This is a genomic window from Mycobacterium sherrisii (assembly GCF_002102355.1).
In the GTDB taxonomy this organism is placed as follows: domain Bacteria; phylum Actinomycetota; class Actinomycetes; order Mycobacteriales; family Mycobacteriaceae; genus Mycobacterium; species Mycobacterium sherrisii.
Map to the genome: position 1 here is coordinate 79,529 of NZ_LQPT01000051.1, position 25,042 is coordinate 104,570.

Here is a 25,042-nt window from a genome sequence, read left to right on the forward strand (position 1 = left end):
CCACCCTGCGTACCGCCGGGTGCCCCTTTGCCATTGCGGTCAAACCCCGGGATGCCGAGGGAACTGACGCCTAGACGTCGTCGGGCACCCGTAATCCCAGCGAGAACAGCAGCCGCACTTCGGGATCGGCCAGCGAAACGGACAGCAATTTCTCGATCCGGCGCACCCGGTAGCGAACCGTGTTGGGATGCACGTGCAACCATGCGGCAGCCAGGCCCGCGTCGCCGAAGCTGTCCAGGTATGCCCGCAGTGTCTCGGCCAGCACCGGATCCCGCGCCCGCAGCTCGCGTATCCGCGGATCGACCAACCGTTCGTCCGAGCCGATCAGGCCGACGATTTCGTCGAGCAGGACGGTGGTTCGCGCCTCGGCCAGCGAGGTCACCCGGCCGATCGAAACCGGATGGCGCGCAGCGCTGTCCAGCACACGATCGACCTCGGCGCGCGCGGCCGCGACACCCGTCAGGCCAGCGACCGGCGCGGCGATCACCGCCCGCAGCTCGACACCGAGCTCGGTGCGCAGCGCGCCGATCGTGCCGCGCACCCATGACGCGACCGATCGGGTCGTCGAGGTCTGCGGCAGCAACACATAGACGCGTGAGGCTTGCGCGGCCACCTGTGCATCCGGGCGAAAAGCGCTGGCGCTCAATGCCATCACATCGGCGAGTCGGGCATGCCCGGGCTCGGCACCGGTGGTGTCGAAGCCGATCAGCGTGGCGGTGCGGTCGGCGGGCAGACCCAGTTCGCGGGCGATCGCGACCACCTCGGCGGGATCGCCGTCGACCAACCCGAGGAGTTGTTGAATCCGCCGCGCATGTGTGGACGGCCGGGCCGCGAGCCGGGACATGATGCGGGCGGCCAGGACCGCTGCGCCGCGCAGGATCTCGTCGGCGTCGTCGGCCAACGGCTGCGATCCCTGCTGCACCCAGATGGTGCCGGCGAACTCCGGCGCTGGGCGCGCGCCGGCTGGCGGGCGGTGGACCCCGATCGCCAGGCGCGGGCGCAACCCGAGTTCCGGGCGCTCGTCGATGCGTACCACCTCGCCACCGGCCCGCAACGCGTCAAAGATGCCCCATTGGTTGATCCACTTCAGATGCTCCGGCGGTCCGGCCCGGCCCAGGATGGACAGCCGGCGCAGCTCGTCGGCCTCGTCGTTGGAGGCCGAGTAGGCAAGCACGTGCGACTGCGCGTTCTCGATGCTGACCATGCCGTGAATGCGGTCGGCCAGCGACTGCGCCAGGCCGAACAAGTCGGTGCCGGAATCCTCCGTCGGGTCGGAGCGGTCGCCGTGGTGGTCCAGGACGTGATTGACCAACTGGTAGAGCCGCTCCCACCGGGCCTGCGGCTCCACCGCCACCACCGCCGTCCCGACAGCGGCCGCCCGGGCCACCAACGCCTCGGCCGGCTTCTTGACGAAGATGGCCACCGGTACCCGGTCCCGCGCCTGCTTGTCGATCCACCGCAGCGCCTCGCCGTCGCCGACGCCCAGCAAGAAAAAGACGTCGGCCGAGCCCGCCGCCGCGGCCAGGCCGAGCCGAACGTCGTCGGAATCGATCAACGCCGCGGAGCGCACCGGCAGGTCCAGGCCGCGCGGGGCGCGACCGTCGGGGACCAGGCTGACCAGCGTCGCATCCAACGCCAGCAACAATTGGCCCAGCCCGACCCCAGGCACCCGCATGTTGTCCGATTCTACTAGTAAAGCGTCGACAGTTTGGCCGATAGGCCAACGGACGGGGTGGTCGGCGCGAGGATCCTGAACACCATGGACGCGATCAGCCAGCCCCCCATCCCGGCCAACGAGCCGGTCCACGACTACGCCCCCCACTCTCCGGAACGGTCCCGGCTGCGCACCGAGCTCGCCGCGCTGGCCGACCATCCGATCGACCTGCCGCACGTGATCGGCGGTCGACACCGCATGGGCGACGGCGCGCGCATCGACGTTGTCCAGCCGCACCGGCATGCCGCGACGCTGGGCACCCTGACCAACGCCGGGCACGCCGACGCGGCCGCGGCGGTCGAGGCGGCGATGGCCGCCAAACACGACTGGGCGGCGCTGCCGTTCGACGAGCGCGCCGCGGTGTTCCTGCGCGCCGCCGACCTGTTGGCCGGCCCGTGGCGGGAGCGGATCGCGGCCGCGACGATGCTGGGCCAGTCCAAATCCGTCTACCAGGCCGAGATCGACTCGCCCTGCGAGCAGGTCGACTTCTGGCGCTTCAACGTGGCATTCGCCCGCCAGATCTTGGCCCAGCAGCCGATCAGCGCCCCGGGGGAGTGGAACCGCAGCGAGTACCGCCCGCTGGACGGCTTCGTGTACGCGGTCACGCCGTTCAACTTCACCTCGATCGCCGGAAATCTGCCGACGGCGCCGGCGCTGATGGGCAACACCGTGGTGTGGAAGCCGTCGATCACCCAGACGCTGTCGGCGTATCTGACCATGCAGCTGCTCGAGGCCGCCGGCCTGCCGCCCGGCGTGATCAACCTGGTCACCGGCGACGGGTTCGCGGTGTCCGAGGTGGTGCTGGCCGACCCGCGACTGGCCGGCATCCACTTCACCGGATCGACGGCCACCTTCGGTCACCTCTGGCAGCAGGTGGGCGCCAATATCGCCCGTTACCACAGCTATCCGCGCCTGGTCGGTGAGACCGGCGGCAAAGACTTCGTGGTCGCCCACGCCTCGGCACGCCCGGATGTGTTGTGCACCGCGCTGATTCGCGGCGCCTTCGACTACCAGGGCCAGAAATGCTCGGCCGCATCCCGGGCGTTCATCCCGCATTCGGTGTGGCAACAGATGGGTGACGACTTCCTGGGCGCGGCGGCTCAACTGCGCTACGGTGACGTCGCCGACCTGACCAACTACGGGGGCGCGCTGATCGACCGCCGGGCATTCACCAAGAACGTCAACGCCATCGAGCGGGCCAAGGGCGCGGCCGGGATCACGATCGCGGTCGGCGGTGAATACGACGACAGCGTCGGCTATTTCGTTCGGCCGACCGTGCTGCTGTCCGACGATCCGACCGACGAGGCATTCTCGACCGAGTACTTCGGGCCGCTGTTGTCGGTGCACATCTATCCCGACGACCACTACGAACGCATCCTCGACGTGATCGACACGGGGTCGCCCTACGCGCTGACCGGTGCGGTGATCGCCGACGACCGTCGGGCCGTGCTCACCGCGCAGGAGCGGTTGCGGTTCGCGGCCGGAAACTTCTACATCAACGACAAGCCGACCGGGGCCGTCGTCGGCCGCCAGCCGTTCGGGGGCGCGCGCCGGTCGGGCACCAACGACAAGGCCGGGTCGATGCTGAATCTGTTGCGCTGGACGTCGGCCCGGACCATCAAGGAGACGTTCGTCCCGGCCACCCACTACACCTACCCGCACATGGGGTCGGACTGATGGCCGGCGTCTTCGCCCACACGCTGCGGCCGGCCATCATCGCCGCGAGTCGGCGCGACGGGTTGCGCCGCGCCGCCGAGGGACTGTCGCTCACCCGGCAGGTAGTGCACCGGTTCGTCCCCGGCGAGACCATCGACTCTGCTCTGGAAACTGTTGCTGCCCTTCGTGGTTCGGGCCGATACGTCAGCGTCGACTATCTCGGCGAGGATGTCGAGAGCGCCGACGACGCCGCGGCGGCCGTGCGGACGTATCTGGAGTTGATCGATCGATTGGCCGGCACGGATGGGCCCGGCGGCGGGGCGGTCCGCCCGCTGGAGGTCTCGGTGAAGTTGTCGGCCATCGGGCAGTCGCTGCCCCGCGACGGCGACAAGATCGCGCGGGACAACGCGTGGACGATCTGCGCTGCGGCCGGGCGGGTCGGGATGTGGGTGACGGTGGACGCCGAGAACCACACCACGACCGATTCGACCCTGTCCATCGTGCGCGACTTGCGCGCCGACTTCCCTTGGCTGGGCACGGTTTTGCAGGCCTACCTGCGGCGCACCCTGGGCGACTGCCGGGAATTCGCGGCGTCGGGGGCCCGGATCCGGCTTTGCAAGGGCGCTTACGACGAGCCGGCGTCGGTGGCCTACCGTGGGGCGCACGAGGTCACCGAGTCCTACCTGGCTTGCCTGCGGGAGCTGATGGCCGGGTCCGGATACCCGATGGTGGCCTCCCACGACCCCGTAATCATCGGCGCCGTGCCCGCGGTAGCGCGCGAATCAGGGTGCAGCACAGCAGATTTCGAATATCAGATGCTGTATGGCATCCGTGACGACGAGCAGCGCCGGTTGGCCGGGCTCGGCAACCAGATGCGGGTCTACCTGCCGTTCGGCACGCAATGGTACGGGTACTTCATGCGCCGGCTCGCCGAACGGCCCGCCAACCTCACCTTCTTCTTGCGGGCACTCGCCCAGCGCGGCCACTGATCCACAGCGAGTGTGCATCCCCGGCTTTCGATGCGACCGCTGGGCGCCGACACGCCGAACGTACCCGCCGAGGATTCACACTCGGCGCCGTGGATTCACACTCGAGGCGGCGAAGCCGCGCACCGCGTGCGCGCGGACAAACTCCGCGACGACGTCCGGATCGTCCATATCCAGGTTCGATGACGGCGTGCTGAACAGCGAGAACAAGATTCGCGCGAACCACTCACCGGCCGCGCCGACGTCGAGATCCTTACGGACCTCCCCGGTCAGCTTGGCGGCCGACAGGTACGGCGACAGAAAGTCCACACATTCGCGCAGCAACACCGCGGCGTCCTTGGTCAGCAGCAGGCTGATCGCGTCTTCGTCGAAATACTTCTCCGAGGAGATGACCCGACGCGCCTGCGTCACGAATACCGCTGCCGAGCACAGCTTTTCCTCGAGACTACCGCCGCGGTCCATCGCCTTGGTCATCTCGCGATAGAACCGTTGCGAGGCATACTCGGCGCAGGCCTCGATGATGGCGGCCTTGTCGCTGAAGTACTCGTAGATGGTGCTGCGCGACACCCCGGCCCGCTTGGCGATGTCGACGATCGTGGCCTTGTGCAAACCATGCCTGCCGAAACACGCGAACGCGGATTCGACGATCAGCTCGCGGGTGTCGGTCAGCGCGGCGGCCTGAGCGGTCATGGCAGCAATGTTCCCCGGGCCACCAGCCGGGCGCCCGCGCAGGCAACTGCCTCGACGATGTCGATACGGCGAAACGGTGTGGGCGGCATCAAGGGCCGAACCCCAAACCGGTCGCCGGCGTGCCGGGGTCGGCCAGCAGTGCGAGTTTCGGCATGACGGTTCCCCTCGGCTCGTCTAGTCCGCCGGCGCGAGGATCAGCCCGCTGGTCGGCACGCCGGTGCCCGAGGTGACCAGGACGTGCTCGACGTTGTCGACCTGGTTGTACGACGTGCCGCGGATCTGGCGCACGCCCTCGGTGATGCCGTTCATGCCGTGGATGTACGCCTCGCCCAGCAACCCGCCGTTGGTGTTGATCGGGAACTCCCCGCCCAGCGACAGCCGCTCGACGGTGGCGAAGTCCTTCGCCTCGCCCCGCCCGCAGAACCCGAGCTCTTCGAGCTGGGTGAACACGAACGGCGTGAAATGGTCGTAGATGAACGCGGTTTGAATGTCCTGCGGCTTGAGGCCCGAGTCGCGCCACAGCCGAGCGGCAACCACGCCCATCTCCGGCAGCCCGGTGATGTCGTCGCGGTAGTAACTGGTCATCATCTCGCCGTTGGCCGCGGCGCCCTGCGCCGCCGCGGTGATGATCGCCGGCGGCTGCCGCAGATCGCGGGCACGCCGGGCGCTGGTCACCACCAGCGCCACCCCGCCGTCGCTCTCCTGGCAGCAATCCAGCAGTCGCAGAACGGGTTCGACGATCCACCGCGAGTTCTGGTGGTCCTGTAGGGTGATCGGCCGCTGATAGAACCACGCGTCGGGGTTGGTGGCGGCGTGTTTGCGGTCGACCACGGCGATGCGACCGAAATCGGAGTTGCTGACGCCGTAGGTCGACATGTACCGCTGGGCGTGCATCGCGACCCACGCTGCGGGAGTGAGCAATCCGAACGGCGCATAGTGCGCCATGAACACCGGCGTCTCGGTCATGCTGCGTCCGCTGCCGCCGAACCGGAACCCGGAACGCTCGTTGAAGGCCCGCCAGCACACCACCACGTCGGCGACACCGGTCGCGACGGCCATGGCCGCGTGCACCACGGTGCCGGCCGCAGCACCGCCGCCGTGATGCACGCGGGAAAAGAAGCTCAGGTCGCCGATGCCCACGTTGCGGGCGATGTCGATCTCGTCGCTGGAGTCCATCGTGAAGGTGACCATGCCGTCGACGTCGCCAGGCGCCAAGCCCGCGTCATCGAGCGCGGCGCTGACCGCCTCGCATGCCAATTGCAGTTCGCTGCGCCCGGACTCCTTGGAGAACTCGGTCTGGCCGATGCCGACGATGGCGCAGCTGCCAGACAGGCGGCTCACGAGGCGGCCCTGTCGAGCAGGCTGAGCACCGCGGTGCCCGAGACGTGATCGCCGAGACTGTTGGAACCCCGGAACGTCACCTCGACGAAGTTCTCACCGCCGGTGCCCTCGCTCTTGCCGGTCACGTTGCCGGTGAAGCGTAGCGGATCGTCGGGAAAGCAGGGCACGCCGAGCCGGATCGACAGCTTCTTGACCATTGCCTCGGGCCCGGCCCAGTCGGTGAGGAACCGAACGCAGTACCCGTTGGTGGTCAAGATGTTCATGAACAAGTTGGGTGAGCCCTGCTTGTTGGCGTAGTCGCGGTCGTGATGGACCGGCATGAAGTCGCGCGAGGCGATCGCCCCGGCCACGATCAACGTTGTGGTGATTGGAATTTCGAGCGCGGTGACCTCGTCGCCGACGTTGACCTCGGCCCAGCTCAGTGTGGTGATGCGATGTGCCGTCGTCATGGGTCCTCCTTCTTCAGCGGTAGGTGCTGCCGATACCCGCCAGCTGCCCACAGGAAATGGCGGTGCAGGGGAGTTGTGCTTCGGTGACGGTGAAGTCCACGACGAGTACCTATGAGCCCGACCGGAATTGGTGCAGCACGAGAGCGTCGCCGCCGGCACCGTCGAAGGTCTGGAAGAAGACCTCGACCGGCATCCCGACGGTGACGTCCGCGGGGTCGATCTCACACAGGTTCGACACGAGCCGCACGCCCTCGTCGAGCTCGACGAGCACCACGATATAGGGGTACTCGAAAAACGGGAACTTGGGCTCGTGGGGTATCACGTAGCTGTAAACTGTTCCGCGGCCGCAGGATTCGATGGCCTCCCAGTTCAGCGAGCGGCAGTGCGGGCACATGGGTCGCGGCGGGTTACGCAGCACCCCGCAGCCCTGGCACCGCTGAATCAGCAGCTTGTGGTCGCGCAACCCGCTCCAGAACAATTCGGTGTCCGGGGTGACCGCCGGGGCCAGTCGGATCGCCATCAGTTCGCCGGCCTGAAGCGCAGTACCCGGAATCGCTGGCGCCCGAGCACCGCACCGTGCTGATCGGTGTAGGTGATGAGCCAGGTCAAGAAGAACCCGGTGCCCAGCGCCGTCTTCTTCTCCTCGGAAACCTCCTCGAACACCGACGTCGCGCTGATCACGTCATCGAGCCGCGGATACCGTTCGATCTCGAACTCCGAGTTGGTCGCCACCGTGCTGGTGTAGCCGGCGTCGTCGAGGAATGCCGTCGGGTTGTTGGTGATCTCCATCGGCGCGCCGCCGCGCTCTGCGATGCCCTCTAGCTTCGGGGCCGGCATCGTCCAGGTCTGCAGCATCACCGGGGGTGACACGATGCCACCGAACCGGGACGCGGCCGCGAACTCCGGATCCAGGTAGACGGGGTTCATGTCGTCGAGTGCGTGGGCCCAATGCCGGATCATCGGCTGATTCACCGGATCCGGTGCAATGCTTGGCTTTTCGCTGCCCCCGGTCGGCTGGCCGACGAGCCCGCGCAGCTTCGCGTGAAACTCGGTATCTGGGTCGGTCACTGGCTGGATCCTCCTGCCTTGTCGTGGTCTTGTCGGGGCGCCCTGGCATCAACGTCGGGCCGACCGTGTCGAGGGTCACCGGCGGAATCGGCGCGCGTCCGCTGCTGCTCTTCGGTGTACTCGAGATGCACCCCTTAGTCACCCGTCCCGAGTCGCACCGGCATGCGTTTGACGCCCGGCACCATCGTCGCGCGCATGCGGTCCACCTCGCCCGCCAGCTCCAGGTGCGCAAAGCGGTGCAGCAGTTCGTCGAACATCACCGCCGCCTCCAGTCGCGCCAATTGGGCACCGATGCACGAATGCTCGCCGCACCCGAACGCGATGTGCGGGTTGGGGTGCCGCGTGACCTTGAATTCCTCTGCATCCGAACCGAATATGTCCTCGTCGCGGTTGGCCGACCCGTACAGCATCACCACCACATCGCCGGCCGCGATGCGCCGGCCCCGGATCTCGACATCGGCTGTGGCGGTGCGAGCCATGTGCACCACCGGGCTGCTCCACCGCAGCATCTCTTCCACCGCGGCCGGAATCCGCGCCGGGTCCTCGACCAGCAGGCGGCACTGGTCGGGATGGGTGATCAGCGCCAGGGTGCCCAGCGTGATCAGGTTCCGAGTGGTTTCATTACCGGCGACCAGTAGCAGGAACGCGAAGTTGAGCAAATCTTCGTCGGTCAGACGTTGTTGCTCGATCTCCGCCCCCGCCAACACCGACAGCAGATCGTCGCGCGCCTCGGCGCGCCGCGCGGCGATCAGCTGCTGGAAATAGTCGTAGAGCTGTCCCGCCGCGACCACCGGGTCGAGTTCGATCTCCGGATCGGCCGTTCCGGTCGCGGCGTCCGACCAGGCCCGAAATTGCTCCCAATCGTCGGGCGGTGCACCGATCAGTTCGGCGATCAACCGGGTGGGCAAGGGAGCGGCGATTTGTTCGGCGAACTCGTGCACGGAGCCGGGCTCGATGCCGTCGAGTATCCCGCGCACGATGTGGCGAATCTTCGGCTCTAGCACCAAAACTCGGCGCCGGGTGAACCCGGAATTGATCAGCTTGCGCAGCTGCCGGTGCCGGGGCGGGTCGGTGAAGATGAGGCTGCCCTGCTGCACCGGATTCGGCATCTGCGGATCGGGGATGGTGATGCCGCGGGTCGAGGTGAACAGGGCGGGGTTGCTCGACACGAAGCGGATGTCCTCGTATTTCAGCAATGCCCAGAAGTTGGTGACGTCGTTCCAGCACACCGGTGCGGTGGCGCGCAGCTCTCGGTACGCCGGGTAGGGATCGCCGGCATAGAAGTCGGGGGAGTGCAGCGGGTAACTCGGCGAACGCAGCGGTGGATGGGTCAGCACGGCAACGCCTCCCTAGCGATCGGCAAGACCATCATCCGCCCCGAATCGGACATATAGCCGCGATATGTCTTGCGACGTTGTGTCTACCCCGCGGTCGGCTGCCGTGTCAATACGCGTGGATCGGCCCATTTACGGCCGCATTCGCGGCATTAGTGATTGACGTCACAGGGTGGCGCGGTGAACACTGGGTGGGCAGATGACCGACGTCGGTGAGGAAGCAGATGACCGGGCTACAAACTCCGAGGACTCTCGTCGACACCTACCAGCTCTACATCGACGGCAGTTGGGTGCAACCGCGGGACGGTCGCTACGACGACATCTCCCCGGCCACCGAGCACGCGTTCGCGACCGCGCCCGACGCGAGCGTCGCGCAGGTTGGCGAGGCGATCGTGGCGGCGCGGCGCGCCTTCGATGCCGGCCCGTGGGCGTCGATGAGCCCGCAGGAACGCGCGGGCTGCCTCGATCAGCTCGGTGAGGCACTGCTGCAGCACGCCGACGAGTTCTTCGCACTCTCCCAGCTGGAATGGGGCTGCACCGCCAACGAACGCGTCATGCAAATCGACGGCGCCGCCTACATGTCCATGCGTGCGGCCCAACTGAGCACGCAGCTCACCGATCAACCGGTCACCGGCATCGGGGCCGGCACTACGCTGCTGCGCCACGAGCCGCTGGGGGTGGTGTCGATCCTGACGCCGTGGAATTTCCCGCACTGCCTCAACGTGATGAAGCTGAACAACGCGCTGGCCGCGGGCAATACCGTCGTCCTGAAACCCTCCCCGCTGACGCCGCTGGCCGGGTTGGCCCTGGCGCGGATCATCGACGAATTCACCGATATACCACCGGGTGTCGTCAACGTGGTCACGCCCTCGGCAGTAGCGGCGGCCAAGCTGCTCACCACCGATTCGCGCGTCGACATGGTGAGCTTCACCGGCAGTTCGGCGGTCGGCTGCCAGGTCATGTCCGCCGCGGGCGCCACGATGAAGCGCATCCTGCTGGAGTGTGGCGGCAAGTCGGCCAGCATCATCCTCGACGACGCCGAAATCACCGACGAGATGTTGGTGAAGCTGCTCTTCGACTGCTGCTCGCTGCATGCCGGGCAGGCGTGCATCCTGCAGAGCCGGCTGCTGCTGCCGGCGTCCAAGCACGACGACGTCGTCGACCGACTGGTGGCGCTGGCCCGCGAGATCAAGGTCGGCGACCCCACCGATCCGGACGTGCAGATGGGCCCCCTGATCAGTGCCGAGCAACGCGATCGCGTCGAAGCTCACGTGTCCCGGGCGCTCGAGGACGGCGCGGCACTGGCTACCGGCGGCCGGCGGCCCGCCGGTCGCGACGTCGGCTTCTATTTCGAGCCGACGATTCTGACTGAGGTACAACCGGATTCGGCGATCGCGCAGGAGGAAGTGTTCGGACCGGTGCTGACCGTGTTGCGCTACCGCGACGACGACGATGCGGTCGCGATCGCGAACAATTCCCAATACGGCCTGTCCGGCGCGGTGTGGGGCGGCGACGTGAACCGCGCCCTCGGCGTGGCCCGCCGAATCCGGACCGGCCAGATCGCGGTCAACGGCATCGGGCCCGGCGACGCGCCGTTCGGCGGCTTCAAACTCAGCGGGTTCGGCCGCGAGGGCGGCGGCATCGGTGGGCTGCACCAGTACATGGAGCCAAAGGCCATCGGGATGCCCGCGTGACGGGACCCCTCGCCGGGCTCCACCCAGTACCTGCAGCCGAAATCGCCAGCCAGCGCACAGACCCCGCCACCCGCCCTCGGGCCGCACACCGACGCGGTCGTGCGCTGCGGGGCCTGGGCATCGGCGCCGACGAACGGGTGCCTGCGAACCGAATGACGTCGAGGTTTGTGCGCATTTCGTCATCGGCACGTCACATGCCAAGCTGCTGAGATGGTCTTCGAGATCGCCCGTCCCAAGCTAGAAGGAAACGTCGCGGTCGGCGAAGACCGCCAGATCGGGTTCGCCGAATTCGGCGACCCGCAGGGGCGGGCGGTGTTCTGGCTGCACGGCACGCCGGGTGCCCGACGGCAGATTCCCACCGAGGCCCGCGTCTACGCCGAGGAACGTGCCATCCGGCTGATCGGCCTGGACCGGCCCGGGATCGGCTCGTCGACCCCGCACCGCTACGAGAACATCCGGGCTTTCGCCGATGACCTGCGCACCATCGCCGACACGCTCGGCATCGACCGGATGGCCGTCATCGGCCTGTCCGGCGGCGGTCCGTACGCGCTCGCCGCCGCGGCGGTACTCTCCGACCGCGTCGTGGCCGCCGGGGTGCTCGGCGGCGTCGCGCCCTTCGTCGGCGACGAAGGCATCACCAGCGGGCTGATGAACCTGGGCAGGCGGGTGGCGCCGCTGCTGCAACTCGGCGGTGACCCGCTGCGCATCGGAGCGAGCCTGGTGGTCCGGGCCATCCGTCCGGTCGCGAGTCCCGCGCTGTACCTCTACGCCGCCATCTCGCCCGAAGCCGATCGGCGCCTGCTGACCCGGCCCGAGTTCGGCGCCATGTTTCTCGACGACCTGCTCAACGGCAGCCGCAAACAGCTCGCGGCCCCGTTCAACGACGTGGTCTTGTTCACCCGGAACTGGGGATTCGGGCTCGACGAGGTCAAGGTCCCGGTCCGCTGGTGGCACGGCGACAAGGACCACATCGTCCCATTCGCCCACGGCCAGCACGTGGTAGCGCGCCTACCCGACGCCGAATTATTCGTTCTACCTGGGGAAAGTCATCTGGCGGGGCTGGGCCGCGGCGAAGAAATCCTGGCCGCGCTGATGAAGATCTGGGACGAACGGGGCTGACAGCCGCTGTTCGACGCGAGTCGGTAACGTGCTCACCGTGCTGCTGGAATCCCTCAACCCCACCGCTGTCAACGCCACCGACATCCCGGACGCGATCAAGATCGACGGCACCACCTTGAGCCGCAGTGATCTGCTCGGTGGTGCGACCTCGGTAGCCGAGCGGGTCGCGGGTGCCGAACGTGTCGCAATCCTGGCCACACCCTCGGTCGCGACCGTGCTCGCGGTCACCGGCTGCCTGCTCGCCGGGGTTCCGTTCGTGCCGGTGCCCTCCGACGTGGGCGCGGCCGAACGCCGGCACATGCTCACCGATTCCGGGGCGAAGGTGTGGCTCGGACCCGAGCCGCCGCAAGACTCGGCCGACGAAGGCCTGCCCCACATCCCGGTGCGCCTGCACGCCCGCTCCTGGCACCGCTACCCCGAGCCGGCGCCCGAGTCCACCGCGATGATCATCTACACGTCCGGCACCACGGGCCTGCCCAAGGGCGTCCTGGTGAGCCGCCGGGCGATCGCCGCCGACCTGGATGCGCTGGCCGAAGCCTGGCAGTGGACCCGCGACGACGTGTTGGTGCACGGGTTGCCGCTGTTCCACATCCACGGTCTGGTGCTCGGCCTGCTCGGGTCGTTGCGGATCGGCAACCGCTTCGTGCACACCGGCCGGCCGACCCCGGCCGGCTACGCCCAGGCCCGCACGGAGTCCGGTGGCACGTTGTTCTTCGCGGTGCCGACGGTGTGGTCGCGGGTGGTGGGCGATCAGGCCGCCGCCGAGGCATTGCGGCCGGCCCGGTTGCTGGTGTCCGGAAGCGCGGCGTTGCCGGTACCGGTTTTCGACCGGCTCGAAGCGCTGACCGGGCACCGGCCCATCGAACGCTACGGCGCGTCGGAATCGTTGATCACGGTGTCCACCCGCGCCGATGGTGAACGCCGGCCGGGCTGGGTCGGCTTCCCGCTGTCCGGGGTGCAGACCCGGTTGCTCGACGACGCCGGCGACCCGGTTCCCCACGACGGCGAAACCGTTGGGAAGCTTCAGGTTCGCGGTGCGACACTGTTCGACGGGTACCTCAACCGGCCCGACGCCACCGCCGAGGTCTTGGACGCCGACGGCTGGTACCGCACCGGCGACGTCGCGGTCATCGACGACGGCGGCATGCATCGCATCGTGGGCCGCGAGTCGGTCGACCTGATCAAGTCCGGCGGATACCGCATCGGCGCCGGCGAGATCGAGACCTCGTTGCTCGGGCACCCGGGCGTGCAGGAGGCCGCCGTCGTCGGCGTTCCCGACGACGACCTGGGCCAGCGCATCGTCGCTTATATCGTCGGCTCGTCCGACCTCGACACCGACGAGCTGATCAACTATGTCGCCCAAGACCTTTCGATACACAAACGGCCGCGCGAGGTGCGGCTGGTGGATTCGTTGCCGCGCAACGCGATGGGCAAGGTCGTCAAGAAGCAGCTGCTGACCGAAGGCTGAGCGGCTTGCCGGTAGCCGGGGCGCAAACCCCGTGTACCGATTCGGTGTCCAACACGTCACAACTCGGTCGGTGATCTGGCACTTCAACCGGCGTGCAGGACATTGCCAGGATTTAGCGCAAGCGAGGGTCCGCGGCGTCGCTTAGTTTCGTGTGATGGACACCTACGAGTCGAATCGCACCGCGACTGCTGCGGCTACCCTCGCCGAGGAGCCGCGCGGCGCACCCATGGCGCGGGTGGCGGTCTCGTGTCTGGTGGGCTCGGCGATCGAGTTCTACGACTTCTTGATCTACGGCACCGCGGCTGCGCTGGTGTTTCCCGCCGTGTTCTTCCCGACCCTGACCCCGGGCGTGGCCATGATCGCCTCGCTGGGAACATTCGCCACCGCGTTCCTGTCCCGCCCGGTGGGCGCGGCCGTCTTCGGGTATTTCGGCGACCGGCTGGGCCGCAAGAAGACGCTGATCTTCACGCTGCTGCTGATGGCCGCGGCGACCGTGGGCGTGGGTCTGGTGCCCAGCACCGCGTCCATCGGCATGGCCGCGCCGCTGATCTTGATGGCGCTGCGGCTGCTGCAGGGGTTCGCGGTCGGCGGCGAATGGGCCGGATCGGCCCTGCTGAGCGCCGAGTACGCGCCGGGCGGCCGACGGGGCCGGTACGGCATGTTCACCCTGCTCGGCGGCGGGGTGGCCGGCGTCATGAGCAGCCTGACCTTTCTGGGCGTCAGCGTCACGATCGGCGAATACAGTCCCGCGTTCTTGCAGTGGGGTTGGCGGGTGCCGTTTTTGATCAGCGGCGTGTTGATCGCGTTGGCGTTGTATGTGCGGCTCAACATCGACGAGACGCCGGTGTTCGCCGCGGAGCGGGCCCGCGACCTGGTGCCCAAGGCCCCGCTCACTGAGGTGCTGCGGCTGCAACGTCGGGAAATCTTCCTGGCCGCGGGCAGCGTGCTGGGCGGGATGGCGTTCTGCTACCTGGGCAACACGTATCTGGCCATGTACGCCCACTCGCACCTGGGCTATAGCCGCAGCTTCATCTGGTCGATCGGTGTCCTGAGCGGCCTGGTGAGTCTGACGTCGGTGATCGTGTCGGCCAGCCTGTGCGACCGCTTCGGGCGCCGCCGGATCATGTTGATCGGCTGGTCGGCCTGCGTGCCCTGGTCGTTCGTGGTGATTCCGCTGATCGACACCGGAAGTCCCGTGCTGTATGCGGTCGCCATCACCGGCATCTTCGCCGTCGCCGGCATTGGCAGCGGGCCCACCGGGGCGTTCATCCCCGAGCTCTTCGCGACCCGGTACCGCTACAGCGGCTCGGCGTTGGCCATCAACCTGGCCGGGGTGCTCGGTGGGGCGTTGCCGCCGCTGATCGCGGGGACGCTGCTGGCGACCTACGGCAGCTGGTCGATCGGCGTCATGCTCGCGGCGCTGACGCTGACCGGGGTGGTCTGCACGTACCTACTGCCCGAGACGCACGGAACCAAGCTGTAGATCAGTTGGCGTGCAGGTCCTCGTTGAGGGCGATGCCCTGACCGCCGCGCGCGACCACTTCCACCGCCCCGCTGACCGAGTTGCGGCGGAACAACAGGTTGTTGCCCCCGGAGAACTCAACCGCCTTCATCGTCTTGCCTTCGGGGGTGCGGACCTTGGTGCCCGCCGTGACGTAGAGGCCGGCTTCGACGACGCAGTCGTCGCCCAGCGAGATGCCCAGGCCCGCGTTGGCCCCGAGTAGGCACCGCTTGCCGATCGATATCACCTCGGTGCCACCGCCGGACAGGGTGCCCATGATCGAGGCGCCGCCGCCGATGTCGGAGCCGTCGCCGACCACCACACCGGCGGAGATCCGGCCCTCCACCATCGACGCGCCCAGGGTGCCGGCGTTGTAGTTGACGAATCCTTCGTGCATCACGGTGGTGCCCGCCGCCAGGTGAGCGCCCAGCCGCACCCGGTCGGCGTCGGCGATGCGGACCCCGCTGGGCAGCACGTAGTCGACCATCCGCGGGAACTTGTCGACGCCGTAGACGGTCACCGGAGCGGTGCGCCGCAGCCGGGCGCGCACCGCCTCGAACCCGTCGATGGCGCACGGTCCGCGATTGGTCCACACCACGTTGGTCAATACCCCGAACAACCCGCCGGCGTTGAGCCCGTGCGGCGCGACCAGGCGGTGCGACAGCAAATGCAGCCGCAGGTAGGCATCGTGGGCGTCGGTGGCGGCATCGTCCAGGGAGCCGATGACGGTGCGCACGGCCACCGTCTCGATGTTGCGGTCGTCGTCCCGCCCGACCAGTGCGGCCAGCTCCGGCGGAACGTCGGACAACGCCAGTCGCGAGGTGCCGCTGGTGTCCGACTCGGTGAGTTCCGGTGCGGGGAACCAGGTGTCGAGGATCGATCCGTCGGAGGCGAGCGTCGCCAGTCCGATGCCTGCAGCTCCAGTCACGGCGGTCAGGTTACGGCATTGGACGTACCGGCGATTAGGCTGGCTGCGTGCTGGACTTGCATGGGGATCCGATCGAGTTGACCGCCGCGCTGGTCGACATCCCCAGCGAGTCGAGACACGAAAAGCGCATCGCCGACGAGGTCGAGGCCGCGCTTCGGGCGCAGACCTCCGGGTTCGAGATCATCCGCAACGGCGACGCCGTGTTGGCCCGTACCCGGCGCAATTTGCCGACCCGGGTGCTGCTGGCCGGGCATCTGGACACCGTCCCGGCAGCCGACAACCTGCCCAGCCGTCGCTCGACCGACACCGACGGCGACGTGTTGTACGGCTGCGGCGCCGCCGACATGAAATCCGGCGACGCGGTGTTTTTGCATTTGGCCGCCACGGTGACCGACCCGGCATACGACCTGACGTTGGTGCTCTACGACTGCGAGGAAATCGAAGCGGCCGCAAACGGTCTGGGCCGTATCGAGCGCGAACTGCCGCAGTGGTTGTCCGCCGACGTCGCGATCCTGGGCGAACCCACCGCGGGCCACATCGAAGCTGGCTGCCAGGGAACGTTGCGAGTAGTGGTCAGCGCCAATGGGATTCGTGCTCACTCGGCACGGTCCTGGTTGGGGGACAACGCAATTCACAAACTTGGCGAGGTGCTGGCCCGGCTGGCCGAGTATCGGGCACGCACCGTCGACATCGACGGTTGCGAGTACCGCGAAGGATTGTCGGCCGTGCGTGTCGACGGCGGGGTGGCCGGCAACGTGATCCCCGACGCCGCCTCGGTCACCGTCAACTACCGCTTCGCCCCGGACCGGTCGCCGGCCGAGGCGCTGCAACATGTGCGCGACGTCTTCGCCGGCATCGACGTGCTCATCGAACAGACCGACTGCGCCGCGGGCGCGTTGCCCGGTCTGTCGCAGCCGGCGGCCAAGGCCCTGGTCGACGCCGCCGGTGGCAACGTGCGGGCCAAATACGGCTGGACGGACGTGGCCCGGTTCGCGGCGTTGGGCGTCCCGGCGGTCAACTTCGGCCCCGGCGACCCCAATCTGGCGCACCGGCGTGACGAGCGGGTGCCGGCGGCGGCGATCACCGCCGCCGTGGCGATGCTGCGGCCCTACTTGAGCGGCTGAGCGCGCCGCTGGGCCTGCGCGGCGGCATCGGCGGCCGCCGGGTGCATACCGGCCGCGGTCAGCTCGTCAGCCACCCGGCGCAGTGCCGCCTCGTCGCCGGCGGCCAGAGCTTGCGCGTGAGCGAGGGCGAGTTGCCCTGTCGGGCAGTCGATTTCACTGCACAGGCGAGCCAGCGGATCGGCCGCGCGAATGTCGCCGAGCCGGACCGCCTCGTGCCAGACCCGCAGTGCCACGGCGGACTGCCCGCGGCGTTCGGCCATCCGGGCCGCCTCGCGGGCCGCCGCCACCGCGCCGTGCGTGTCCCGTACGGCGGCCAGCCGCCAGGCCCGGGCCACACCCAACTCCGGGCCGAACAACGCCGACTTGGTCCCGTGGCGAGATTCCGCCCTGCTCAACGCTTTTGCCGAGCCCGCGATGTCGCCCTGCTGGGCCAGCGCGGTGGCCAGCAGCATCAGCGAGAGCGGGCCCCAGGAATAGCCGGTGCGCTCCAAGGCGGCCGCCGCCGGCCCGAGTAGCGCGGCGGCGTCGCTGAACCGGCCCGCCGCGAGCAACATGTTCGCCAGTAGCACTTCGCCGATCGCCCGCCCTGGTTGCTGCAGCTCGGCGAAATCGGTGAACTGCTGGGCCAATTCGATCGCGGTGTCGAGACGACCGGTCATCAACAAGGTGGTGGTCTGGCCCAGGCCGACGGTGAACCGCAGCAACCCCGGATGCTCGGCGCCCTGGGCCCGCCGGGCCAGCGACTCGACGTCGGCGAACCGGCCCTGCCGCGCCGAACACAACGTGGCCGCACTGGCCGCCCAGGCCACCGCCTGATCGTCGGCGGCGGGTGCGGCCAGCACCGTGTGCGCGATCTCGACGGCCCGCTCGATATTGCCCGCGTTCATCGCGAAGGTGGCGCTGAGCGCGTCGAGGGTGAGCCGCGGCCCGACATCGGGCACCCGGTTGCGGATGGTCTGCAAAAACGCGGTGGCCCGCTCCGGTTCGCTGAGCATGAAGAACTGGTTGGCGGCCCGCAGCAGTGTCCAGGCCATCAGGTCGGTCTCGGACAGCACCGCGGGGTCGACCGCCGCGAGCAGCGCCTCGGCCTCGAGGCCACGGCCCTGGAACGCCAGGGAATTCGCCAGCGGCAGCCGGGCCCCCAATGCCTGCGAGGAACGATCCAGCGCGGAGCGGGCGAGTCGCTCGCCCAGGGTCAGATCGCCCAGCCGCAGGGCCTGCTGCGCCGCGTCGATGACCTCGGCCACCGGTTGCGGGGCATCGCTGTCCAGCGCCAGGGATGCCAGCCGGAGCCGGTCGCTGAGATGCTGCGGCGGATGTTGGGACCGCAGCCGGACCACTTCGGTGCGTCGCTGCCGGGCACCGTCGGCGCCCAGCGCCGCCCGGGTGCGCTCGGAGAACAACGGATGAGCGGTGTAGACCACCGGTTCGTCGGAGTGTTCGTCGCGCACCCGGGTTTCGGCCGCGCCCCAGTCCTGCGCCTCGGCGACGGCGCCGTCTCCGGCCAGCGCGGTGAGATCGGCCAGCGACAGCGGCTCCTCGACGGCCAGGAAGTCGAGCACTGCTCGCGCCGCGGCCGGCAACTCGGCGATGAACGTGTCGACCTCGACGATGCTGGTGGCCGCGCCGGGCGCGTCGACGTCGATGCGGTCCAGCAGGCCGTCGGTCCACAGCGCCGCGATGGCCTCGGGTGCGGCCTCCGCGCGGGCGGTGACGATCATCCGGGCGGTGCCGGCCAACGCCAACTGATAGACGAGCGTGGCCGACAGGACGTCCAAATCGTGGGCATCGTCGACGATCAGCAGCAGATCGCCTTGGCGGTCACGGCTCAACGACGCGCGGGCCGCGCGCAACAACGCGGCCGGTTTGCCGATATCGGCGATCTCCACCAGATGGCTGAACGCGCCGAACGGAACCACCCGCTCGGTCGGCGTGCCGGTGACCCAGCGGATGAACGTCGACGGGTTGGTGTCGGAACAATGCTCGGCGGCCAGGCGTGCCAACGTCGACTTGCCGACCCCGTCGGGCCCCAGCACCACCGCGCCGCCGCGCGCCCCGACGGCCACGGCGGCCTGCAGCTGTTCCAACGTGGACGCGTGCTGGGGGACGTTCCATCGAATCGGCATCGCCGAATTTTATGGCGGGATGCCGTCCGGCCGACCAGGAGCCAGCATGTCCGGCTCGTCGGTGCACGGCCGGGCCGGGTTTGGTCTACCTTGGCGGTTATGCGCCCCGAAGGCGATGCACCAGGCGAATGGTCGGTATGTGTGTACTGCGCCTCCGGGCCGACGCATCCCGAATTGCTTGACGTGGCTGGCGAACTCGGCGAGGCGATCGCCGAGCGCGGCTGGACGCTGGTGTGGGGGGGTGGCCACGTTTCGGCGATGGGAGCGGTGGCGAGCGCGGCGCGGGCCCGCGGCGGCCGGACCGTCGGCGTCATCCCCGAACAGCTGGTGCGCCGCGAGCTGGCCGACAGGATGGCCGACGAGTTGATCGTCACCGACACCATGCGCGACCGCAAACAGATCATGGAAGACCGCAGCGATGCGTTCATCGTGTTGCCCGGCGGCATCGGCACCCTCGACGAGCTGTTCGACGCGTGGACGACGGGCTATCTGGGCATGCACGACAAACCCGTGGTGCTGCTCGACCCGTGGGGGCATTACGAGGGGCTGTGGCTGTGGCTGGGCGGGCTGCTCGACAGCGGCTACATCTCGCAGGCAGCAATGGACCGGCTGGTGCTGGTCGATAAGGTAAGTGCCGCAATCGAGGCGTGCGCCCCCCTCTGAGGTCGGCATGCGTCGAGGGGAATCGAGGAAGCAATGTCCGATCACGGTGGGGGAACACGCCAACCCGTCGGCCTGACCGATCTTGCGTCCGGGCTACCCGGCGTGCTGGCCGACCTGCCGGTCATCGTGCGCGGCGCGGTAACCGGGTTGCTCGCCCAGCCCAACTCCCGCAAGTCGATCGGCAGCGTGTTCCAGGACCGCGCGGCCCGCTTCGGTGACCGGGTGTTCCTGCGGCTGGGTGACCAGCAGTTGACCTATCGCGACGCCAACGCCGCCGCCAACCGGTACGCCGCGGTCCTGGCCGCCCGCGGCGTCGGCCACGGCGACGTCGTCGCGATCATGCTGCGCAATTCGCCCAACACCGTGCTGGCGATGCTGGCCGCGGTCAAATGCGGCGCGGTGGCCGGCATGCTCAACTACCACCAGCGCGGCGAGGTGCTGGCGCACAGCCTGGGTCTGCTCGACGCCAAGGTGTTGATCGCCGAGACCGACTTGGTCAGCGCCGTCACCGAGTCCGGCTCCACGGCCACCGCCGCGACGCTGACCATCGAAGACCTGGAGCGCTTCGCGGTCGGCGCGCCCGCCACCAACCCGGATTCGGTGGCCGCCGTCCAGGCCCGCGACACCGCCTTCTACATCTTCACGTCGGGCACCACCGGCTTCCCGAAGGCCAGCGTGATGACGCACCAGCGCTGGCTCAAGGCACTGGGCGCGTTCGGCGGGCTGGGGCTGCGCCTGAAGAGCGCCGATACCCTGTACAGCTGCCTGCCGCTGTATCACAACAACGCGCTGACGGTCGCGCTGTCGTCGGTGATCAACTCCGGGGCGACCCTGGCGCTGGGCAAGTCGTTTTCGGCGTCCCGGTTTTGGGACGAGGTGATTCAAAGCCGCGCCACCGCGTTCATCTACATCGGCGAGGTCTGCCGGTATCTGCTCAACCAGCCGCCCAAGGACACCGACCGCCAACACCAGGTGCGGGTGATCGCCGGCAACGGCCTGCGCCCGGAGATCTGGCGGGACTTCACCGAGCGGTTTGGCATCGCACGGGTGTGTGAGTTCTATGCGTCCAGCGAGGGCAACACGGCGTTCATCAACATCTTCAACGTGCCCGGGTCGACGGGCATCGCGCCGATGCCGCTGGTGTACGTGGAGTACGACCCCGACACCGGAGATCCGGTGCGCGACGACAACGGCCGCGTGCGGCGGGTGCCGCCCGGCAAGCCCGGTTTGCTGCTTAGCCCGGTCAACCGGCTGCAGCCGTTCGACGGCTACACCGACAAGTCGGCGAGCGAAAAGAAATTGGTGCGCAACGCTTTTCGTGAGGGCGACTGCTACTTCAACTCCGGCGACGTGATGAGCCCGCAGGGCATGCGGCACGCCGCGTTCGTCGACCGGCTCGGCGACACCTTCCGCTGGAAGGGCGAGAACGTCGCCACCACCCAGGTTGAGGCGGCGGTGGCGTCCGACAAGTCGGTGGAGGAATGCACAGTGTTCGGGGTCGAGGTGCCCCACACGGGCGGTCGTGCCGGCATGGCGGCGGTGCAGTTGCGCGAGGGCGCGCAGTTCGACGGCAAGTCGCTGGCCCGCGCGGTCTATGACCAGCTGCCCGGCTACGCACTGCCGCTGTTCGTGCGGGTGGTCAAGACGTTGGAGCACACCACCACCTTCAAGAGCCGAAAGGTGGAATTGCGTGAGCAGGCCTACGGCCCCGACGTGAAAGACCCGTTGTACGTGCTGGCCGGCCGCGACGAGGGCTACGTGCCGTACTACGACGACTATCCCAGCGAGGTCGCGGCGGGTAAGCGGCCGCGAGGCTGAGTCGGCGGCGTTGGGTGCGCGCTGGCGGCGTTGGGTGTGCGCCGGCGGCGACACGCCGCTGCGACCCGCCCGGGCGTGACACTCGTCGACGTCCCCGGGCCGCGGCCGCCGCGGTGACCCGGCACTATGGACGGGTGCAGACAACTCTGTGCGGCCGGCCGGTCGCGGCGGATCGCGCACTGGTCATGGCGATCATCAATCGCACGCCCGACTCGTTCTACGACAAGGGCGCGACGTTCGGCGACGAGGCGGCTCGGGCCGCCGCCCACCGCGCCGTGCAGGACGGCGCCGACATCATCGACGTCGGAGGCGTCAAGGCCGGCCCGGGCCAAAACGTCGACGCCGACACGGAGATCGCCCGGCTGGTGCCGTTCATCGAATGGCTGCGCGGCACCTACCCCGACCAGCTGATCAGCGTCGATACCTGGCGCTCCGAGGTTGCCAGGCTGGCCTGCGCGGCCGGAGCGGACCTGATCAACGACACCTGGGCCGGTATCGACCCGGCTTTGCCGCAGGTGGCGGCCGAGCTGGGCGCGGGGCTGGTGTGTTCGCACACCGGCGGCGCCCAGCCGCGCACGCGGCCGTTCCGGGTGAGCTACGGTACGACCACCCGCGGTGTGGTCGACGACGCGATCCGTGCGCTCACCGGTGCCGCCGAACGCGCCGTAGCGGCCGGGGTGGCCCCCGATCGGGTGCTGATCGACCCGGCGCACGATTTCGGCAAGAACACCTTCCACGGGCTGACGTTGTTGCGGCACGTGGACGAGCTTGTCGATACCGGGTGGCCCGTGCTGATGGCTTTGAGCAACAAGGACTTCGTCGGGGAGACTCTGGGTGTGGAACTGACCGAACGGCTCGAGGGGACGCTGGCCGCCACCGCGCTGGCGGCCGCCGCCGGGGTGCGCGTATTCCGGGTGCACGAAGTCGCCGCGACCCGGCGCGTGCTGGAAATGGTCGCCTCGATTCAGGGGTCCCGTCCGCCGGCCCGGACGGTGAGGGGGCTGGCATGACCGCATCGGACCTGTTCGCCGGCGAGCTGACCGGCACCGAGGTCGCCGCCGCCCGGCAATGGCTGAGCAGCCGCAGTTGGATCCGGCCCACGTGGACCGTGCCCGAGCTGGAGGCCGCGAAGGGCGGCCGGACGGTCTCGGTGGTGCTGCCCGCCCTCAACGAGGAAGACACCATCGCCTCGGTGGTCGCCAGCATTTCGCCGCTGCTCGAAGGCCTGGTCGACGAGCTGATCGTGCTGGACTCCGGGTCGACGGACGAGACCGAGATCCGCGCGGTGGCGGCCGGTGCCCGGGTCGTCAGCCGCGAGCGGGCGCTACCCGAGGTGCCGCCCCGCCCCGGCAAGGGCGAGGCGCTGTGGCGCTCGTTGGCCGCCACCAGCGGCGACATCGTCGTCTTCGTCGACTCCGACCTGATCAACCCGCATCCGATGTTCGTGCCGTGGCTGCTCGGTCCGCTGCTCACCGGAGACGGCATTCACCTGGTCAAAAGCTTCTATCGGCGGCCCCTGAACGCCGGCGCGACGGGCGGCGCCGGCGGCGAGGCGGCCAGCGGCGGCGGCCGGGTCACCGAGCTGGTGGCCCGGCCGTTGCTGGCCGCGCTGCGCCCGGAGCTCGGCTGCGTGCTGCAGCCGTTGGGCGGGGAATACGCTGCCAGCCGGGAGCTGCTGAGCGCACTGCCGTTCGCGCCCGGCTACGGGGTGGAGATCGGTCTGCTGATCGACACCTTCGACCGGTTGGGCCTGGACGCGATCGCCCAGGTCAACCTCGGTGTGCGAGCGCATCGCAATCGGCCGCTGGTCGAGCTGGGCGCGATGAGCCGCCAGGTCATCGCGACGCTGCTCTCCCGGTGTGGCATCGCGGACTCCGGGGTGGGGCTGACGCAGTTCTTCGCCGCGGGGCCCGACGGCTCCGACGGCCCGAGCTACACGCAGCGGACCTCGCCGGTGTCGCTCGCGGACCGACCACCGATGAAAGTGCTCAGACCCCGTTAGCGACCCCTCTAGAGACCCATCTGTCGGTGGTATAGGGCACTATCGATGCCGTGGCGTTTGTCTTGCTCTACCTCGTGGTGTTGGTGCTGGTCGCGGTCGTGCTGTTCGGCGCGGCGAGCCTGCTGTTCGGACGCGGCGAACAGTTACCGCCGCTGCCCCGCGGCACCACGGCGACCGTGCTGCCGGCCTACGGCGTGACCGGCAGCGACGTCGACGCGGTCAAGTTCACCCAGGTGCTGCGCGGCTACAAGACCAGCGAGGTGGACTGGGTGCTGGACCGCCTGGCCCGCGAGCTAGAGGCGCTGCGCGGCCAGCTCGCCGCCGTCAGTGCCGCCTCTGGGGAGGCGCACGACGCCGGCGGCCAAGCACCAGACGAGGACGCCGGGAGTGAGGCTCCGGCGTGAGTGAGGACGGGCTGATTCGCTGCGGCTGGGCGGTGGGACGGCCCGGACCCGATTTCGAGCTGTACCGCGACTACCACGACCAGGAGTGGGGCCGGCCCTTGCGGGGCGGGGTGGCGCTGTTCGAGCGGATGAGCCTGGAGGCCTTCCAGAGCGGCCTGTCCTGGCTGACGATCCTGCGCAAACGGGAAAACTTCCGCCGCGCGTTCTGCGGTTTCGAGATCGACAAGGTGGCCCGGTTCAGCGAGACAGACGCGCAGCGGCTGCTGGCCGACCCGGGCATCGTGCGCAATCGGGCCAAGATCGACGCGACCATCGCCAATGCGCGCGCGGCCGAGCAGCTGGGCTCGCCCGACGACCTGTCTGAGCTGCTGTGGTCGTTTGCGCCCCCGCCGCGGTCCCGCCCGGTCGACGGTTCGGAAATCCCCTCGGCCACTGCCGAATCCAAGGCCATGGCCAAGGAACTCAAGCGGCGCGGATTCCGCTTCGTCGGCCCCACCACCGCCTACGCGCTGATGCAGGCGACCGGGATGGTGGACGACCATGTCCGCGATTGCTGGGTCCCCGCACCACGGTAAGGGCCTGCGTCAGCGCGCCTCGCCGGCCGCGCCCGCGACCCGTGGCGGGCCGTAGGGACGGGTCTTGTGCATTTAGTGACACTAATAGGGAACAATGGGGGGGTGATTTGGCAGTTCAATGTCGGGTATGGCTGGAAATCCGCTGGCGGGGCTAGCTCGCCGCCGACCAAGCTCGCGAGGACGGGTCATCTCGAATCTGGAGGGAGCACTCGATGGCGGCGATGAAGCCCCGGACCGGAGACGGTCCTCTGGAAGCGACTAAGGAGGGGCGCGGCATCGTAATGCGGGTACCACTTGAAGGTGGTGGTCGTCTCGTCGTCGAGCTGACACCCGACGAAGCCGCCGCCCTGGGCGACGAACTCAAGGGTGTCACCAGCTAAGT

23 protein-coding genes are annotated in these 25,042 nt (G+C 68.8%); 14 read left to right on the plus strand and 9 right to left on the minus strand.

Annotated elements, in window-relative coordinates; all coding sequences use genetic code 11:
* Nucleotides 1–70: 70 nt before the first annotated feature.
* Nucleotides 71–1,675, minus strand: coding sequence for a PucR family transcriptional regulator (locus AWC25_RS09030; RefSeq protein WP_142278750.1), 1,605 nt, complete (start codon nucleotides 1,673–1,675; stop codon nucleotides 71–73).
* A gap of 84 nt (nucleotides 1,676–1,759) precedes the next feature.
* Between AWC25_RS09030 and pruA the strand changes: the two genes are divergently transcribed.
* Both pruA and AWC25_RS09040 read left to right on the plus strand, forming a co-directional pair.
* Nucleotides 1,760–3,391: an L-glutamate gamma-semialdehyde dehydrogenase gene (pruA, locus tag AWC25_RS09035; RefSeq protein ID WP_069399302.1), complete on the plus strand. Its 1,632-nt coding sequence runs from the start codon at nucleotides 1,760–1,762 to the stop codon at nucleotides 3,389–3,391.
* The gene (locus AWC25_RS09040) at nucleotides 3,391–4,359 is read left to right on the plus strand and encodes a proline dehydrogenase family protein (RefSeq protein WP_085166659.1); all 969 of its coding nucleotides are present in this window, start codon (nucleotides 3,391–3,393) and stop codon (nucleotides 4,357–4,359) included. Before pruA ends, AWC25_RS09040 begins: the two co-directional genes overlap by 1 nt.
* A gap of 75 nt (nucleotides 4,360–4,434) precedes the next feature.
* Here AWC25_RS09040 and AWC25_RS09045 read toward each other — a convergent pair whose 3' ends face one another.
* The 6 genes from AWC25_RS09045 to AWC25_RS09070 form a co-directional block, all read right to left on the minus strand.
* Nucleotides 4,435–5,046 (minus strand): TetR/AcrR family transcriptional regulator, encoded by a 612-nt coding sequence (locus AWC25_RS09045; protein ID WP_069399201.1) that lies wholly within the window; start codon nucleotides 5,044–5,046, stop codon nucleotides 4,435–4,437.
* 174 nt (nucleotides 5,047–5,220) lie between these two features.
* The gene (locus AWC25_RS09050; protein WP_069399202.1) at nucleotides 5,221–6,387 is read right to left on the minus strand and encodes a lipid-transfer protein; all 1,167 of its coding nucleotides are present in this window, start codon (nucleotides 6,385–6,387) and stop codon (nucleotides 5,221–5,223) included.
* Complete coding sequence (locus AWC25_RS09055) at nucleotides 6,384–6,836, minus strand: MaoC family dehydratase (RefSeq protein ID WP_069399203.1); 453 nt, start codon at nucleotides 6,834–6,836, stop codon at nucleotides 6,384–6,386. Before AWC25_RS09055 ends, AWC25_RS09050 begins: the two co-directional genes overlap by 4 nt.
* Before the next feature lie 109 nt (nucleotides 6,837–6,945).
* A complete protein-coding gene (locus tag AWC25_RS09060; protein WP_069399204.1) occupies nucleotides 6,946–7,356 on the minus strand; it encodes a Zn-ribbon domain-containing OB-fold protein in 411 nt (136 codons plus the stop codon).
* Nucleotides 7,356–7,904: an FAS1-like dehydratase domain-containing protein gene (locus AWC25_RS09065; RefSeq protein WP_069399205.1), complete on the minus strand. Its 549-nt coding sequence runs from the start codon at nucleotides 7,902–7,904 to the stop codon at nucleotides 7,356–7,358. Before AWC25_RS09065 ends, AWC25_RS09060 begins: the two co-directional genes overlap by 1 nt.
* Nucleotides 7,905–8,038: 134 nt before the next feature.
* Nucleotides 8,039–9,241, minus strand: coding sequence for a cytochrome P450 (locus AWC25_RS09070; protein WP_069399206.1), 1,203 nt, complete (start codon nucleotides 9,239–9,241; stop codon nucleotides 8,039–8,041).
* A 221-nt stretch (nucleotides 9,242–9,462) separates the two neighbouring features.
* On the opposite strand from AWC25_RS09070, the gene AWC25_RS09075 reads away from it, so the two are divergent.
* The 4 genes from AWC25_RS09075 to AWC25_RS09090 all read left to right on the plus strand — a co-directional run bounded on the left by AWC25_RS09075 (nucleotide 9,463) and on the right by AWC25_RS09090 (nucleotide 15,002).
* Nucleotides 9,463–10,932 carry an aldehyde dehydrogenase family protein gene (locus AWC25_RS09075; RefSeq protein WP_085166660.1) on the plus strand — a complete coding sequence of 490 codons (1,470 nt, stop codon included), beginning with the start codon at nucleotides 9,463–9,465 and terminating at the stop codon, nucleotides 10,930–10,932.
* Nucleotides 10,933–11,142: 210 nt separating this feature from the next.
* Nucleotides 11,143–12,051, plus strand: a complete 909-nt coding sequence (locus AWC25_RS09080) for an alpha/beta fold hydrolase (protein ID WP_085166661.1) — start codon at nucleotides 11,143–11,145, stop codon at nucleotides 12,049–12,051.
* Between the two features lie 37 nt (nucleotides 12,052–12,088).
* Nucleotides 12,089–13,519, plus strand: coding sequence for an acyl-CoA synthetase (locus AWC25_RS09085; RefSeq protein WP_069399303.1), 1,431 nt, complete (start codon nucleotides 12,089–12,091; stop codon nucleotides 13,517–13,519).
* Nucleotides 13,520–13,745: 226 nt separating this feature from the next.
* Nucleotides 13,746–15,002: an MFS transporter gene (locus tag AWC25_RS09090; RefSeq protein WP_069399304.1), complete on the plus strand. Its 1,257-nt coding sequence runs from the start codon at nucleotides 13,746–13,748 to the stop codon at nucleotides 15,000–15,002.
* 1 nt (nucleotide 15,003) lies between these two features.
* Here AWC25_RS09090 and dapD read toward each other — a convergent pair whose 3' ends face one another.
* On the minus strand, nucleotides 15,004–15,957 hold the full coding sequence (dapD, locus tag AWC25_RS09095; protein ID WP_142278751.1) for a 2,3,4,5-tetrahydropyridine-2,6-dicarboxylate N-succinyltransferase: 954 nt from the start codon (nucleotides 15,955–15,957) through the stop codon (nucleotides 15,004–15,006).
* A gap of 38 nt (nucleotides 15,958–15,995) precedes the next feature.
* Here dapD and dapE point away from each other — a divergent pair, with 38 nt between their 5' ends.
* Nucleotides 15,996–17,072 carry a succinyl-diaminopimelate desuccinylase gene (gene dapE / locus AWC25_RS09100; RefSeq protein ID WP_069399210.1) on the plus strand — a complete coding sequence of 359 codons (1,077 nt, stop codon included), beginning with the start codon at nucleotides 15,996–15,998 and terminating at the stop codon, nucleotides 17,070–17,072.
* Here the strand turns inward: dapE and AWC25_RS09105 are convergent.
* Nucleotides 17,057–19,198: an AAA family ATPase gene (locus tag AWC25_RS09105; protein ID WP_085166662.1), complete on the minus strand. Its 2,142-nt coding sequence runs from the start codon at nucleotides 19,196–19,198 to the stop codon at nucleotides 17,057–17,059. The two genes, dapE and AWC25_RS09105, sit on opposite strands and share 16 nt — an antisense overlap.
* Nucleotides 19,199–19,297: 99 nt before the next feature.
* Here AWC25_RS09105 and AWC25_RS09110 point away from each other — a divergent pair, with 99 nt between their 5' ends.
* From AWC25_RS09110 to AWC25_RS09140, 7 genes are all read left to right on the plus strand, one after another.
* Nucleotides 19,298–19,861: a TIGR00730 family Rossman fold protein gene (locus AWC25_RS09110; protein ID WP_069399212.1), complete on the plus strand. Its 564-nt coding sequence runs from the start codon at nucleotides 19,298–19,300 to the stop codon at nucleotides 19,859–19,861.
* Nucleotides 19,862–19,894: 33 nt separating this feature from the next.
* Entirely contained in the window at nucleotides 19,895–21,679 is a 1,785-nt protein-coding gene (fadD6, locus tag AWC25_RS09115) for a long-chain-acyl-CoA synthetase FadD6 (protein ID WP_085166663.1), read from the plus strand.
* 185 nt (nucleotides 21,680–21,864) lie between these two features.
* A complete protein-coding gene (gene folP / locus AWC25_RS09120; RefSeq protein WP_142278754.1) occupies nucleotides 21,865–22,689 on the plus strand; it encodes a dihydropteroate synthase in 825 nt (274 codons plus the stop codon).
* Nucleotides 22,686–23,681, plus strand: coding sequence for a glucosyl-3-phosphoglycerate synthase (locus AWC25_RS09125; protein ID WP_069399214.1), 996 nt, complete (start codon nucleotides 22,686–22,688; stop codon nucleotides 23,679–23,681). Before folP ends, AWC25_RS09125 begins: the two co-directional genes overlap by 4 nt.
* A 50-nt stretch (nucleotides 23,682–23,731) precedes the next feature.
* Nucleotides 23,732–24,085 carry a DivIVA domain-containing protein gene (locus tag AWC25_RS09130; RefSeq protein ID WP_085166664.1) on the plus strand — a complete coding sequence of 118 codons (354 nt, stop codon included), beginning with the start codon at nucleotides 23,732–23,734 and terminating at the stop codon, nucleotides 24,083–24,085.
* Entirely contained in the window at nucleotides 24,082–24,660 is a 579-nt protein-coding gene (locus AWC25_RS09135; RefSeq protein ID WP_069399216.1) for a DNA-3-methyladenine glycosylase I, read from the plus strand. Before AWC25_RS09130 ends, AWC25_RS09135 begins: the two co-directional genes overlap by 4 nt.
* Before the next feature lie 212 nt (nucleotides 24,661–24,872).
* Nucleotides 24,873–25,040, plus strand: coding sequence for a DUF3117 domain-containing protein (locus AWC25_RS09140; RefSeq protein ID WP_003406247.1), 168 nt, complete (start codon nucleotides 24,873–24,875; stop codon nucleotides 25,038–25,040).
* Nucleotides 25,041–25,042: the final 2 nt, after the last annotated feature.

What these genes read in the sequence shown, in the direction of transcription:
- AWC25_RS09030 (WP_142278750.1), bottom strand. Translation starts at nt 1,675, where the DNA reads ATGCGGGTGCCTGGGGTCGGGCTGGGCCAATTGTTGCTGGCGTTGGAT.
- pruA (WP_069399302.1), top strand. Translation starts at nt 1,760, where the DNA reads ATGGACGCGATCAGCCAGCCCCCCATCCCGGCCAACGAGCCGGTCCAC.
- AWC25_RS09040 (WP_085166659.1), top strand. Translation starts at nt 3,391, where the DNA reads ATGGCCGGCGTCTTCGCCCACACGCTGCGGCCGGCCATCATCGCCGCG.
- AWC25_RS09045 (WP_069399201.1), bottom strand. Translation starts at nt 5,046, where the DNA reads ATGACCGCTCAGGCCGCCGCGCTGACCGACACCCGCGAGCTGATCGTC.
- AWC25_RS09055 (WP_069399203.1), bottom strand. Translation starts at nt 6,836, where the DNA reads ATGACGACGGCACATCGCATCACCACACTGAGCTGGGCCGAGGTCAAC.
- AWC25_RS09060 (WP_069399204.1), bottom strand. Translation starts at nt 7,356, where the DNA reads ATGGCGATCCGACTGGCCCCGGCGGTCACCCCGGACACCGAATTGTTC.
- AWC25_RS09075 (WP_085166660.1), top strand. Translation starts at nt 9,463, where the DNA reads ATGACCGGGCTACAAACTCCGAGGACTCTCGTCGACACCTACCAGCTC.
- AWC25_RS09080 (WP_085166661.1), top strand. Translation starts at nt 11,143, where the DNA reads ATGGTCTTCGAGATCGCCCGTCCCAAGCTAGAAGGAAACGTCGCGGTC.
- AWC25_RS09090 (WP_069399304.1), top strand. Translation starts at nt 13,746, where the DNA reads ATGGCGCGGGTGGCGGTCTCGTGTCTGGTGGGCTCGGCGATCGAGTTC.
- AWC25_RS09105 (WP_085166662.1), bottom strand. Translation starts at nt 19,198, where the DNA reads ATGCCGATTCGATGGAACGTCCCCCAGCACGCGTCCACGTTGGAACAG.
- AWC25_RS09110 (WP_069399212.1), top strand. Translation starts at nt 19,298, where the DNA reads ATGCGCCCCGAAGGCGATGCACCAGGCGAATGGTCGGTATGTGTGTAC.
- fadD6 (WP_085166663.1), top strand. Translation starts at nt 19,895, where the DNA reads ATGTCCGATCACGGTGGGGGAACACGCCAACCCGTCGGCCTGACCGAT.
- folP (WP_142278754.1), top strand. Translation starts at nt 21,865, where the DNA reads ATGGCGATCATCAATCGCACGCCCGACTCGTTCTACGACAAGGGCGCG.
- AWC25_RS09125 (WP_069399214.1), top strand. Translation starts at nt 22,686, where the DNA reads ATGACCGCATCGGACCTGTTCGCCGGCGAGCTGACCGGCACCGAGGTC.
- AWC25_RS09140 (WP_003406247.1), top strand. Translation starts at nt 24,873, where the DNA reads ATGGCGGCGATGAAGCCCCGGACCGGAGACGGTCCTCTGGAAGCGACT.